The 13,733-nt window shown below is 37.5% G+C and carries 13 protein-coding genes; 7 read left to right on the plus strand and 6 right to left on the minus strand.

Annotated elements, in window-relative coordinates; genetic code table 11:
• From ABMA79_RS01755 to ABMA79_RS01765, 3 genes are all read right to left on the minus strand, one after another.
• On the minus strand, nt 1-318 hold a 318-nt coding region (locus ABMA79_RS01755), incomplete at its 3' end, for a MerR family DNA-binding protein (protein WP_393089737.1).
• A gap of 70 nt (nt 319-388) precedes the next feature.
• Nucleotides 389-802 (minus strand): PH domain-containing protein, encoded by a 414-nt coding sequence (locus ABMA79_RS01760; RefSeq protein ID WP_393089740.1) that lies wholly within the window; start codon nt 800-802, stop codon nt 389-391.
• 1 nt (nt 803) lies between these two features.
• Complete coding sequence (locus ABMA79_RS01765) at nt 804-2,129, minus strand: dihydroorotase (protein ID WP_393089742.1); 1,326 nt, start codon at nt 2,127-2,129, stop codon at nt 804-806.
• 56 nt (nt 2,130-2,185) lie between these two features.
• On the opposite strand from ABMA79_RS01765, the gene cysS reads away from it, so the two are divergent.
• From cysS to ABMA79_RS01780, 3 genes are all read left to right on the plus strand, one after another.
• Nucleotides 2,186-3,646, plus strand: coding sequence for a cysteine--tRNA ligase (gene cysS / locus ABMA79_RS01770; protein WP_392856927.1), 1,461 nt, complete (start codon nt 2,186-2,188; stop codon nt 3,644-3,646).
• Nucleotides 3,647-3,745: 99 nt separating this feature from the next.
• Entirely contained in the window at nt 3,746-4,246 is a 501-nt protein-coding gene (locus tag ABMA79_RS01775; protein WP_393089745.1) for a hypothetical protein, read from the plus strand.
• A 48-nt stretch (nt 4,247-4,294) separates the two neighbouring features.
• Nucleotides 4,295-6,415, plus strand: coding sequence for a patatin-like phospholipase family protein (locus ABMA79_RS01780; RefSeq protein WP_393089748.1), 2,121 nt, complete (start codon nt 4,295-4,297; stop codon nt 6,413-6,415).
• Here the strand turns inward: ABMA79_RS01780 and lgt are convergent.
• Nucleotides 6,405-7,184 carry a prolipoprotein diacylglyceryl transferase gene (gene lgt / locus ABMA79_RS01785; protein WP_392856921.1) on the minus strand — a complete coding sequence of 260 codons (780 nt, stop codon included), beginning with the start codon at nt 7,182-7,184 and terminating at the stop codon, nt 6,405-6,407. The two genes, ABMA79_RS01780 and lgt, sit on opposite strands and share 11 nt — an antisense overlap.
• Nucleotides 7,185-7,241: 57 nt before the next feature.
• On the opposite strand from lgt, the gene priA reads away from it, so the two are divergent.
• The 4 genes from priA (at nt 7,242) to ABMA79_RS01805 (ending at nt 12,160) form a co-directional block, all read left to right on the plus strand.
• Complete coding sequence (gene priA, locus ABMA79_RS01790) at nt 7,242-9,278, plus strand: primosomal protein N' (RefSeq protein WP_392856919.1); 2,037 nt, start codon at nt 7,242-7,244, stop codon at nt 9,276-9,278.
• Nucleotides 9,279-9,281: 3 nt separating this feature from the next.
• Nucleotides 9,282-9,875, plus strand: coding sequence for a LysE family translocator (locus ABMA79_RS01795; RefSeq protein ID WP_392856917.1), 594 nt, complete (start codon nt 9,282-9,284; stop codon nt 9,873-9,875).
• Between the two features lie 103 nt (nt 9,876-9,978).
• On the plus strand, nt 9,979-11,445 hold the full coding sequence (locus ABMA79_RS01800; RefSeq protein ID WP_393089751.1) for a sensor histidine kinase: 1,467 nt from the start codon (nt 9,979-9,981) through the stop codon (nt 11,443-11,445).
• Nucleotides 11,429-12,160: a substrate-binding periplasmic protein gene (locus tag ABMA79_RS01805; protein ID WP_393089754.1), complete on the plus strand. Its 732-nt coding sequence runs from the start codon at nt 11,429-11,431 to the stop codon at nt 12,158-12,160. Before ABMA79_RS01800 ends, ABMA79_RS01805 begins: the two co-directional genes overlap by 17 nt.
• Here ABMA79_RS01805 and ABMA79_RS01810 read toward each other — a convergent pair.
• Both ABMA79_RS01810 and yidD read right to left on the minus strand, forming a co-directional pair.
• Nucleotides 12,157-13,503 (minus strand): D-alanyl-D-alanine carboxypeptidase, encoded by a 1,347-nt coding sequence (locus ABMA79_RS01810; protein ID WP_393089757.1) that lies wholly within the window; start codon nt 13,501-13,503, stop codon nt 12,157-12,159. The two genes, ABMA79_RS01805 and ABMA79_RS01810, sit on opposite strands and share 4 nt — an antisense overlap.
• Nucleotides 13,500-13,733: a membrane protein insertion efficiency factor YidD gene (gene yidD / locus ABMA79_RS01815; RefSeq protein ID WP_393089760.1), complete on the minus strand. Its 234-nt coding sequence runs from the start codon at nt 13,731-13,733 to the stop codon at nt 13,500-13,502. The genes ABMA79_RS01810 and yidD overlap by 4 nt, the downstream gene beginning before the upstream one ends.

A 13,733-nucleotide genomic window follows, 5' to 3' on the forward strand; every position in this document is an offset into this window, starting at 1 on the left:
TTTCTTCATCTTCTTTAAGTCTTTTATTTTTTCATTGATTTCATTAATTTTGGCTTCTGTTCTTGATAGGACGTCACTGCACTTAGCGTGATTTTTTATCTTAAGGTCTAAGAGTTCTTTTGTTTCACTAAGTGTGAATCCTAACTCTTGTGATCTTTTAATAAACTTGATTCTAGTGATGTACTCACTAGGGTAGTGCCTAAAGGCACCTTGCTTTTTAGGTTGGACGAGAATCCCTTTTCGTTCATAAAATCGAATCGTTTCAAGATTAATCCCAGAGGCATCGGCCAATTTTCCAATCGTTAGTTTTTCATTCATGCTCATAATATACACTCTGTACCATGGTACGGAGTCAAGGAGGTAGTGATAAATTGTTAAGATTTGGTTATCAGAGATTGATTTTTATTTGAGGATTAATCTCGCTGAGTTTTGAAAGAAATTGTTCGCGTCGCTCCGGAGAGATGACTATCGATTTCTTATGGCATTCGATTTTTATTCGATCAAGAGATAGTGCAGGTGCAGAGAGAAAGGTTCTCGTTTTCGAAACTTTCTTTATGGTGCTAATTGGTAGATGAGTTTTTAGAAAGAGATTTGAAACGATTAATGTGTCTTTCGTTATTTCATAGTAAATACTGACATAGAGAAAGATGAGTATGCACATATAAAACAAGATAAAGTAAATCTCGTTCCAATTAATAGTGTAGGAAGCAAGGAATACTGAAGTAAGACGAAAGATTGAACTCATCACTGGTAAGAGTAAAATAAGTGACGTTAGAGTATCGAGCTTACTTCGATAGCGCATTCTACTTTCCTCGCACAATCGGTTTGGCCTGAACCTTAATGGCCTTACCGTGATCCATGGCAACTTGTCCGCTGACAATTGTATAAGTCGGTGTTCCTTGAACTTCCATTCCATCAAATGGAGTCCAGCCAACTTTGGATGCTTGGTCTGCGTTTTTAATAGTAAAGCGCTTGTTCATATCAAGGATTGTTAAGTCGGCATCAATTCCTTCTTGAATAAATCCTTTATTAAGCTTGAAAAGCTTGGCCGGGTTTTCTGCTAGATATTTAACAATATCTTCTAGTGTCAATCGACCTGCTTCAACGTGAGTTAGCATTACTGGCAGCATCGTTTGCACTCCTGGCATTCCCGAAGGAGATGCTGGATATGGTTGATCCTTTTCTTCAAGAGTGTGAGGGGCGTGATCACTTCCAAAGACATCAATCACACCAGCTTTTAAACCTTCCCAAAGTCCATCAGTGTGATCCTTTGTGCGGATTGGTGGATTCATTTGCGCAAGTGTTCCGATCTTGTCATAGATATCTGGAGCAAAGAGAGTCAGGTGCTGAGGAGTGACCTCAATTGTACAATGCTCTTTTTGATCCTTTAAAAATTCGATTTCATCTTTTGTTGTCAGGTGAAGGATGTGAACCTTGCGTCCTGCTTTTTTTGCCACCTCGATAATCATCTTTGTCGATTCAAGGGCCGTCTGAGCATCACGCCACTTATAATGTGCGTGTACATCTCCATTGGCATTATCTCTAATGGCAACATTGGCATGAAGCCTTTCCTCACTCTCGCTATGCACTGAAATATGGCAGTCTAAGGTCTTGAAGATCTCAACTAATTTGTCAGTATCATAAAGGAGAAGGTCACCTGTTGAGCTCCCTAAAAATATTTTAACTCCTGAGCAGCCAACCATATCTTGTGACTTCACAAGCTCATCTAAATTCTTTCCACTTGCTCCAATAAAGAAGCCAAAATTTGCATATGAAGTCTCACGGGCAATATCAACTTTAACTTGGGTTGCCTCAACACTTGTTGTTGCAGGCTTTGTATTTGGCATTTCAAAGAAGGTGCAGATTCCGCCAAGCACTGCTGCTTTAGAGCCGTGGGCAATGTCTTCTTTGTGAGTTAGCCCAGGTTCGCGAAAGTGGACCTGGGAGTCGATAAGCCCTGGCAGAATATCGAGTCCCTGTGCGTCAATGACTTTCACCGCATTATTTAACTCATCATCATTAAATTTAGCTAATTTTACTATCTTAGCGTCCTTTATTCCGATATCTTCTTGCCAGCTTTTTTGTGAAGAGTGTAGAGTGCCGTTTTTGATGATTAGGTCGAAATTCATGACAGTTTTCCCTTTTTCGGTTATTCTATCTGCATAAAAAAATAGAGGAGTTGATAGTGTCACTAGTAGTTTACAATACTTTAACAAAGAAGAAAGAAACTTTTACGCCATTAGAAGAAGGCAAAGTTAAGCTTTATCTTTGTGGCCCAACAGTTTATGGACCGCTTCATATTGGAAATTTCCGTGGACCTATCTTTTTTAACTTCGCAAGAAATTGGATGGAGCATATCGGTTACGATGTAAACTTCGTATATAATTACACTGATGTTGATGACAAGATCATTAATAAGGCCAATGAAGAGGGTGTTGATTCACTTGAAATTTCTGAGCGCTATATTAAATATTTCCAAGAAGATTTTGGCCGCTTAGGACTTCGTCCACATACGCATAATCCAAAAGTAACAGACTTTATTCCAGAGATTATTGAATACGTTCAAGGTATTATTGATAATGGTATGGCCTATGTTGTTGATGGTGAAGTTTTCTATGAAACAACGAAGCTTGATTCATATGGAGAGTTGTCGGGAGTAAATCTAGACGAACTTAATTCGGGAGAGCGAGTCGAAGTTGACGAGCGCAAAAAAGACCCAAAGGACTTTGTACTTTGGAAGCCTGCCAAAGCAGGTGAGCCGTCTTGGGATTCTCCATGGGGCAAAGGTCGTCCAGGTTGGCACATTGAGTGTTCTGCTATGATTAAGTCGATTCTTGGCAAATCAATTGATATTCACGGTGGTGGAATTGATTTAATTTTCCCACACCATGAAAACGAAATTGCTCAAGGTGTAGGATGTAATTCTTGTAAATACGTAAACTACTGGATGCATAATAACTTCATCAATATGAGTGGAGAGAAGATGAGTAAGTCCCTTGGGAATATCATCACTGCTCGTGCCTTCATGGATGAGTATCACCCAGAGATTTTAAAATATATCATGCTTTCAACTCACTACCGTTCAATGCTTGATGTGACTGATGAAAAAATTGATCAGGCCTTTGGTGGAGCGATTCGTGTTTACCGCGCCCTTCAAGTTGCAAAACATGCAGCTACTTTTGAAACAAATGAGAGTGCGAAAGTTAACAAGAAGCTTGCTGAAGATTTTAAGCGCCTTGACGCTAAAATTGAGAAAGCATGTAATGATGATTTCAATACAAGTGAGATGATGTCTGCCATTTATGAAGCAGTAAAAACATTCAATACATTAAATCTTGAGAAGAAAGCAAAAGATGTAAACTCAGCTCCAACGGCAATTGCATTCACTGAATGGATTGCTAAGTATGGAAAGATGAGTGCTCTTTTTGCCATGGACCCAGAACAATTCTTATCTGAGATCAAAGAAGTTCAAGTCAGAAGAAAGGGCATTGCTCTTGAAAAAGTTAATGAACTTCTAGCAAAGCGTGCCGATGCACGTGCTTCTAAAGATTGGGATGCAGCGGATGCGGCACGTGACGAATTAAACGCTCTAGGAATTGACTTCCAAGAAAGCGGTGACGAAGTGACGTGGTCAGTTCGTGTCTAATGGCCGAACACCAATTGTAATTGTTTCTTAAAAGACCTTTATATTCTCTCCTTGTGGTAATTTTATTTATATACGCAATTAACACGAGGAGAGATTTTCATGAAAAATCTAGTAATTTCAACAGCTTTAGTACTTTTGTCATCAAGCTCGATGGCCCAAATTAATTCTAAGCAATTTGTGGACTGCTTTGTTAAGGCCACAAATGAAGTGATTGCTGACCTTCACGTAAATGGATCTAAGAGTAAGAAGAAGAGGCTTTGCAAAGAGCTTTCACAAGAGATGGTTGATCGCCTAATCGAAAAATTCACAGTAATTGAAGGTGGAGAGCTTAAGTACTACTCAGCAGATAGTATGGGTAAAGAGCGTATGATCGATATTTACGACTATATCAAAGATGATATGAGTTGTTATGGAGACGCTGTCGAAGGGCAGGGTGGTTCTCTATTTGGTGCTCTTGCGAATTCATTTGCTTATAATAAGAATTTAAAGCTAACTGATATGGCCCTTGATAAAATGGCCGGCCAAGATCTTTGGGACAAAGCATTTAGTCCAAGTATCTACAAAAATTTGAATGATTTAGACCTATCATATTGCAAGTAAGCTTAAGCTTTACTTGGCACAAATAGAGGAAGCAAATACAATACTAGAATGAATCGTTTTATCCTACTATTGAGCTTCCTCTTTTGTTTTCAACCTTTCGCAAAACAAGTCAGTACTGCCCTTGTCGTAAGTGGTGGTGTCTCCCTTGGCTCTTATGAGGGCGGATTTCTAAGTTACCTAACTGAATTTGAAAAATTAAATTACCAAGCTCAGCGTACTCCGCAAATTTATGCAGGAGCATCGGCCGGTAGTATGAATGCTCTGATTACTTTTCTTGAGGCCGGGAGAGTTCACGGGGGAGAGCATATTGTCAAAGATTCTCTCTTTTGGCGACTGTGGGTCCCTTTGGGAATCGATCGCTTAGCTGATGATAAGCAAATGTCGATGACGAATTTCTTATCAAAAAAACCAATTCAGGCAATGTACCAAGATGCACGTCAAATTTGGAATGAAGGATTACGAGATGATATCGACATTGTTTTTGGGATCACTCTAACTCAAAAGAAACCTGAGATTATTGAGGTTTATAAGGGTGGTAGAAAGTTTCCTCAAATGCTAAATGAGGCCATCTTTCGCATTCGTGGACGTGGTGAAGGGAAGCCTCCTATTATTGAAAATTATCCGATTGCCACTAATTCCACGAGACAAATTTACTTACCGTTTACTAAGAATCAAAATGATAATTTAACGAAACTACTACAAGTTATTGAAGCATCTGGGGCCTTCCCATTGGCCTTTAAACCTGTTGATATTGAGTATTGTAAGTATGAAGACTTTAAAAGAAAAAAGTCTTGTCCAAAGAAATCGATAACGAAGAGGACTTTTATTGATGGTGGAATGTTTAATAATATTCCATTAACAATCGTTAATAAAGTATCTAGGCACAGAGTCGCTAAGGATAATTTACTTCTTATTATTGATCCAAGTGATGAACACTTACTTTATGAAACACGAGAATTTCAAGGTAATGGTAAAGAAGTTGCAAAATACGTCCTCGATATTTTTGACAGCTTTATTGGTACGGCCCGTTCTCGTGAAACGATCGCATTTTATGAATCACCAAGCTTCTCTAATTCCATGAGTTCAACGGTCTCGCTGCCATTGGCCTCTTCTCCTATGTACGCTTTCTTTGGTTTCTTTGAAGAAGATTTTAGACGTTATGATTTCTTAGTCGGTTATGCTGATTCCAAAAAGTTTACAAGTGACTATATCGCAAAGAATAACTCTGGACAAAATTTTAAGATGCCAACTCGAATACAATTTGATCAAGATGAAGCCTGTATTGTGGATGTTGTTGAATCAAAGGATTTTGATCATATTTGTCTTGATAAATTGAATAAGAATTTAAAGACAATTCTTAGGGTCTCTGTTGCAAAGGTTATTGAAAATTGTGAGCAAGGACTAGAGCTAAAACTATGTCATAGAAAAGAGTCGTTAAAAAAGAGTCGCTTATTTGAAAGTCGCTATGAAGATTTTAAATTCAAAGAAAATGAGAATGTTACTCAATATACTTTAAGAAAGCTTAAGGATGAAAGTTTTCTTTTTAACGAACTACATAAGACAGAGAAGAGGATTAATCGAAGTGATGCGCCTTATTTAGTGATAAACAAACTTCATACTTCGATCGAGTCCTATACTGACAAGTTAAATGCTACGGAGAAATTTGTCGCGAAACTTGGATCAAAAGCATACCTCGATTCGATCTATTATATTCCTTATGATTCATACTTCTCTATTGACTTGGGGACACTTGCTGAAATCTCATATTCTCATGCAATTGATGACTATTCTCGTGGAATAAAGAGTTGGCGTTGGAGTGTAGGGTTTATGTTAAATTCTGTTATGGACTTCCAAGAATCTAAGGATGATGACAATGTCTTTATTCCCAATATTGGAATCGAGAAAACGATGCTTAGCTGGTCTGATGAAGTTTTACAGGTTTCATTAGGGCTACGTGGTGGTTATATGTTTTCAAGTGCCGATAAGTATGGCTCAACTAATTGTGAGACAACACGTGCAAATTTTAAGGCCTGCTCTGGAGTCTATGGCCAATTCTATCCACTTTTTACAATATATGAAAAAGTACGAATTAAGCCATTCGTGCACTATATTCACGCAAATGAGAATAAAGAATTTGGAACAGGTCTAGAGCTTGGACTTAACCTTTAGTCACAGGCTTATAAAGAACTAAGATAATCCCAACAATAATAAGTGGGATACTTAGGATTTGTCCCATATTAAGGGCCATACCTTGTTCAAATGCCACTTGGTTTTCTTTAAAGAATTCCACAAAGAAGCGCCAAGAGAATCCTCCAATAAAGATAATTCCTAGGAAGCGTCCAGATTGCCATTTATTGTGAAACTTCGAATAGAGGTAGTACACAAGTCCAGAAATGGCAAAGAAGCCGAGTGCTTCATAGAGCTGAGTAGGGTGGCGAGCAATATTATCTGCGCGAACAAATTTAAACGCCCATGGAAGATTTGTTGGGTGTCCAAAGATCTCAGAGTTCATGAGATTTCCAAGTCTAATAAATCCACCAGTCATAAGGGCCGGGGCCGCAACGAGATCAAGAAGCCACATCAGAGGAACATCTTTAACTCTTTTCTTGAAGGCATAAATAGAAACAATTACACCAAGAAAGCCTCCGTGGCTTGCTAGTCCACCTTTCCATACATAGAGAATCTCAAGTGGATTACTTAAGTAATAGCCTGGCTCATAAAAGAGACAGTGACCTAAACGTGCGCCTACAACACAGCCTACGATCATATAATTTAAAAGTGAGCTAACTTCGTCTGTCGTAAAGTTTTTTTCTTTAATAAGATAGCGGCGACAATAGCGCTCACCAATAAAGAAACCAACGATAAACATTAGTGAATAATAACGAACAGCGATCGGTCCGATTCTAAAAATTTCTGGATCAACATTCCATGTAATCATATACTTATTGTATGATGATAGTGTAGGTTTTACACTTACTTTTTATTTTAAATTCTTATGCAAGACGTTAATACACTAAACGCTCAACATTATTGCCAAGTCGCGGTTGATTATCCAAAACTTCCAAGTGTTCTTACATATAAGACCTTAGGAGAGGAAATTCCTGTTGGTACCCTCGTGGAGGTCCCTCTCGGTCGAAGAAAGGCCAAGGGTGTTGTTGTGCCGTTTACGATCTCGCAAAAGGAATTAGAAGAGACAATAACTAAGTACAAGTTAAAACCAATCAATGAAGTCCTTGCTCCTGAGTTTGCTTTATCAGAGAGTGAAATGAAGCTCTACGATTGGATGTCTCGCTACTACCACTATAATTTAGGACGACTAGCTTGGGATTGTTTACCGAAAATTTTAAAACGCCCAAGAGAAGTAGAAACTCAGTTTGGAGATAACCAAGACTTTGAACACGAGCTATCGCCATTACAAAAACCGGTTTATGAAAGTATCAATGCAAAACTAGATCTTGGTTTTGATCGCTTTCTCGTTCATGGTGTTACTGGATCCGGTAAAACTTTAATCTATCTTCACTTGATTAAGAATGTCTTAAAGAAAGGAAAGAGTGTTCTCTTCCTACTTCCTGAAATTAACTTAACGCCTCAGTTTATGGAGACGTTTAAAAAATATTTAGACTGCCCAATTCTTCCTTACCACTCTGGAGTAACACCTTCTCACAAGAATGCTATTTGGAAGTTCTTAAAAAAATCAGATCGACCAGTTCTTTTAATGGGAGTGCGTTCAAGTGTTTTCCTACCTGTTGAAAATCTAGGTCTTGTTATAGTTGATGAAGAGCACGATAGCTCATTTAAGCAAACAGATCGCTGTCCTTATAATGGGCGTGATGTTGCCATTAAGAAAGCACAGCTTTTTAATGCTCCAGTTGTTCTTGGAAGTGCAACACCTTCGCTTGAAAACTACTATACTTTTTCAAAGCTTAAGCCAGAGAATTACTTCTCGCTTGAAAAAAGGGTTGCCGGTGGTTTTCCAGATATTGAGTTATTAGACTCACGCTCACACGGTGCTAAGAAAGATATGGATGCATTATCAATTTGGCCTTTTGAAAAGAAGTCAATTGATATGATTAGTGAAGCCTTAGATCGAAAAGAGCAAGTACTGGTTTTTGTAAACCGTCTTGGTTTTTCTAACTATCTCCAATGCCGTGGTTGTGGTTATAAATTTGAAGATCCAAATACAGGTGTTCCTCTAAGATATTTTAAGAATAAAAATATTCTTTCAAGTTCACATTCTGATTATCAAATCCCACGACCTGAGATTTGTCCTGAGTGTGGCAATATGAATCTTCTGCAAAAAGGTTTTGGAACAGAAAGATTACAAGAAGTCTTACAAGACTTTTTTCCGACTAAGAAAATTGAAAGATTTGATCGCGATGAGATTACAAATCTTGAGAAGCTAGAAGATAAGCTTGGCCGCTTTCACAAAGGTGAGATTGATGTCTTTGTAGGGACTCAAATGCTTTCAAAGGGCCATAACTTTAAGAAAGTAAACCTAGTTCTGATCTTGGGAACAGATTCAATGTTAAATTTTCCTGACTTTAGGGCCATGGAAAAAGCTTATCAGATGATTGTCCAGATTCTAGGACGAGCGGGACGCTATTCAAATCACGCTAAGGTTGCGATTCAAACGATGCTTCCTGATAATACAATGTTTGACTTTATCAAATCACATAGCTTTTCTGGCTTTTATGATTTTGAGTTAACAACACGTGAGTTTGGACTTTTTCCTCCTTATACGAAGATGGCCAATATTCATGTTTCAGGTAGAGATCGTGACAAGATCATTGCGAATCTCTCTAGCGAAATCCACAAGCTACGTGGCCTTATGGATCAACTTGGCATCGATGGCCAGGTCTGGGGCCCAACTCCTGCCATGATTGAAAGACGTGCGAATATGTTCACGTGGAGTATGTCTTTGATGTGTAAGAATGGGGGAGAGCTCAATCAGGTCTTGCAGATTTTTCGCGCCCAAAATAAGATCGACTATTCTTTCTCCGTAAAGATCGATGTCGACCCAATGGATACTTAATTTATGATTACAAAAATATTAACTAGTTTCTTCTTTATCGTTGCACCTCTTTGTTATTCTCCTGGGCCTGCAAATGTTACCTTGGCCGGACTTGGTGGAACTTATAGTTTTAAGAAAACACTACCTTTTATTCTTGGGCTTTGGCTTTCGACAATCTCAGGTCTTCTGATCTGTCTCTATGGTGCGACTGATTTCATCATGAAGCATGAGAAGATCATGACATACTTACCAATCTTTGGCGCTTTATACCTTTTCTATATGGCCTACAAAAGTCTTACGAATGTGAAGGAAGTAAAGGTTAATAACGAAGAAGAAAATTCGAAAGGTCCTTCGTTTTTGGAGGGAGCAATTTTTCAGGCCCTCAATCCGAAGTTCTTAGTTTTCACAATCAGTGTTTACTCACCATTTTTAAATGAAGGTAAACTCTTTCTAACACTTTTTAGTGCGGTCATATTTTTTGGCGGAGCCAGCGCTCATTTACTGTGGTTCTTTATGGGTAATCGCTTGGCCCATGTCCTTGGTGGAAAGAAGGCCCAGTACTTCTTTAGTTTTTTACTCGTTGCAGTAGGACTGTGGATGATCTCGACTTCTTTCTAAGTTATTGATATTACTTTAGGTATTAGTATAGACTCATTCTTTAAAAACTATTTCTATTTACAAACTGCTTGCTAAATCTAAATAACGCAAGTAGATATAGGGCATGGACAAAACACCGGCTCGCTTTTCATTTATTATTCCGATTGTTATGGGGGTAGTACTTACTTTAAGCTTTTTTGTCTTAGGGATTGCTGCTTATCACATTCATAGTAATCAAGAAAAGGTGCGTTTTGAAAATGATCGAGAAATCATTTCGAGACAAATCGTAGACTCTCTTAAGCTTCCTATTTGGAACTTAAACAGAGAGTATATTCAAAAAATTTCAAATGTATTTGTAAACTCTAGTGATCAAACTGTAACATCCATTACTGTAAAAGATGAGAATGGTAATCTATTAAGTCATATCTCTCTTGTTGAAGCTCCAGCTCCTAAATATGTTCATCCTGAAATTATTATCGAAAACTTTGATGTTTCATATGAGGGCAAGAATATTGGAAATGTTGAGATTATATTTTCCAATCGTTTAAATGCTGTTTATGTCCACAATATCATGAAAATGATTGGAATGTGGTTTGCTTCTGGTCTCATCTTATCTTTAATTGTTACTTCGTTTGCCTATTATTACTTATTTTTTAGTCCTCTTAAGCACTTTGTTAATCGAACAAGTCTTATTGCTAGTGGAGACTTCCGACCAATCCGTGAAAAATTTGCATTAAATGAACTATCTTTCTTTGCAAAAACTTTAAATAAAACTCTAAAAGAAATTATTCTAAGAGATGAGAAGTTAAAGCAATACAATGTGGAACTTGAAGCTACTGTTAGTAAACGCACACAAGAGTTATATGAGCAAAGAGAAAGAAGTCATGAGTCTGAAAGACTTGCGGCCTTGGGGCAAATGGCAGCTGGAATTGCTCATGAAATTAATAATCCTCTATTTGTAATCTTAGGTAATCTTAATCGTCTAAAGAAATGTGTAAGCGGCGAAAAGTGCGAGTATATTCTTGAGAAAGTTGAAGTCGCGGCAGATCGAATCACTGAAATTGTAAAAAGTATGTCGACCATGTCTCGTGATGGGCAAAAAGACTTGAAAACAGTAATTCGATGTGAGGAGCTTGAGTCAATTGTCTTAGCGATTTGTAAAGGTCGCTTGGCCGAAAAAGAAATTGGCCTAAGTTTTCATTATGATAAGAGTCCTCAAGGAAACCTTATTTATGCAAATAAGACGCAGATCAGTCAGGTTCTTGTTAACTTAATTAATAATTCAATTGACGCAATTGAAGACCTTGAAGAACGTCATATAAATGTTGTTATCAAGCAAAATTTTGAAAATCTTTTTATTGAAGTTATCGATAGTGGAAACGGAATCGATCCTCGCATTGAAAGTCGTATTATGGAACCTTTTTATACGACAAAAGATGTTAATAAAGGAACTGGTCTGGGATTAAGCTTATCGTATGAAATGATGTTAAATAACGACGGTTATTTAAAGTATGACCCAAAGTCAGAGAATACAAAATTCATTATTTCACTACCAAAATATAGTGGAGCTATGAGTGAACATCTTCATTAAGACTCTTATTGCCTTCACATTTTCAATTTCAATCTTTGCGACAACGGATATCCTTGTGGGTGCCTATCACTTTCCTCCCTTTTACATGAAGAAGAATGGTGCAAAAAGTGGTATTCTACTGGAAATGATTCAAGAGCTTAATAAAGTTCAAGACAAGTATCGTTTTAAAATTGTTGAAACATCAGCAAGACGTCGCTACCGTGACTTTACATCAAATCATTTTGATATGATTTTCTTTGAAAGTCCTAAGTGGGGTTGGAGTGAGCGTAAGATTAATTATGTGATGACACCTCCTTTTTCACTAGGTGGTGAAAAGTTTATCGCATTAAAGAGAGATAGAAATCAAAGCTACCTAAAGCAACTAGAGAAGAAAACGATTCTATTATTTGATGGCTATCACTATGGCTTTCTCGATTATGAAATAAAAAAGGACTTTAATGCAAAGTTGACTTATACCAATTCGCACGAGGGAAATATTCTCAGCATTCTTAAAGGTAGGGGTGATATTGCCATTGTTACTGAGTCCTATTTAAATCTCTTCTTTGATAATAATAGCCAATTTAAAGATAAGCTTATTATTTCAGAACATTATGACCAAGAATACGATCACCGGGTAATTATGACGAAGACCTCACATATTTCAAAAGATATGATGATGAGTCTTTTAATAAAAATAAAAGATATGCCTTGTTGTCGTAAAGTATTCAAGTTTTAATTTAACTCATACATTAACAACTCACTAAAGCGCTCTTTAGAGCGTCTCCATGCTTTAGCATCTTGACGAAGTTGCTCATTCTTTAGGGAATTCTCTCTCATCAGCAATTGACGTTTTTTAGGGTTATTGATCATAATACAAAATGTTACAGGGTCTGCTTCAAAGCTTCTTCCGCAAATATTGTAGACGTAATCAAGACTCCCAGTTTTGTAACGATACTTCTCAAACCCTGCTTTCGTTAAGTACTTACGGTGAAGAGAGCCACTGTGACCAGTGATTGAAAGTAGGTTTACAAAGTAGTGATTGCCAAATTTCTTATAAGCATTTTTGTTGATAAAATTTACGATGTCCTGTGCTAGCATTTCGATGTCAACGCTTAGGCCAGAGCTATTTGTGACGTTACCTTTCACAGGTAGTTTTAAATCCTTAACCATTTTCTGGGCAGCATCTTTCAGGTTATCTTTCTTTGTTGCCTTTAAAACTAAGGTTTCGACAAAGAGGTTATTTGAGTACTCGAGAGATAACTTCACCATGTCTAGTGATGGAACAGAGTAAATTGAATTTAAAATCTTCGACTTGGTAAATTTCTTTTCAAAAGCAATACCGCTAGTTTCAATTCCTGCCGTTTTTAGGTGGTTGTTAAAGTAGTGGGCATTAAAAAGTAGTGAGTTTCTTAAAGGAACCTCTAGGAAGTAGTTATCTGTTTTTGAATAGATCCATTCTTCTTTTTTACTATTACTCTGATGACGAAAGCCTTCTCCTGGCCCTAGTTTCTTAGTTGCTTTGTTTACTTTGAAACCATCGTGAATAGGAAAAATTTCTTTATTCTCGCGGCCAATAGACTTGAAGCGGTTAAAGTTAATATTAAGGCCCGAGATACTTTGATTATAAGGCTGGTCATCAAGGCCCACGTTACCAATGCGGCTTAAGTTGACAAAGTTGTTGATAATAACGAGTTTCCCTTCAATCTTTTTTATTCCGGCAGCTTTTACGGCATCCACAAGATCAAATGCTTGGGCCGTAAGAAAGTATGGATCACCTGAAGTACTTAGGATTAGATCTCCTTTGAGAATGCCATTTGAAATATGTCCACGTGAGGCAATGGTCGTTTTAAATCGGTAGTCCGTTCCTAGTTTATCGAGGATATAGTAGGCCGAAAAAATCTTGAAAATAGAAGCGGGAATGAATGTATTCTTTGTATTAAGTGATCTTGATTTGCCGCTATCCCATTCTAAAAAATAGCTTAAATCGTCACCTTTATCTAAAAATTCTTTCTTTAATTTATCAATTGAAGTTGTAGCAAGAGTTGCTAGTGAAAATAAAAATAAAACCAAGTACTTCATTTATGTCCATCCTTATGACAACAGTCTGGAGTTACGGGATCATATCCGCCCTTGGCCCATGGGTGACAGCTTAGAACGCGCTTTGTCGTTTTCCAAAAGGCGATATGAAAAGGCAATTTGCTAAAGGCCTCGATACCATATTGCGAGCATGTTGGCGTATAGCGACAATTAGACCCAAGAAAGGGAGAGATTGCCAGTTGGTAAAAGCGGATTAATTTGATGAAAAGTAT

This window comes from Halobacteriovorax sp. HFRX-2_2, from assembly GCF_043196705.1.
Lineage (GTDB): Bacteria > Bdellovibrionota > Bacteriovoracia > Bacteriovoracales > Bacteriovoracaceae > Halobacteriovorax_A.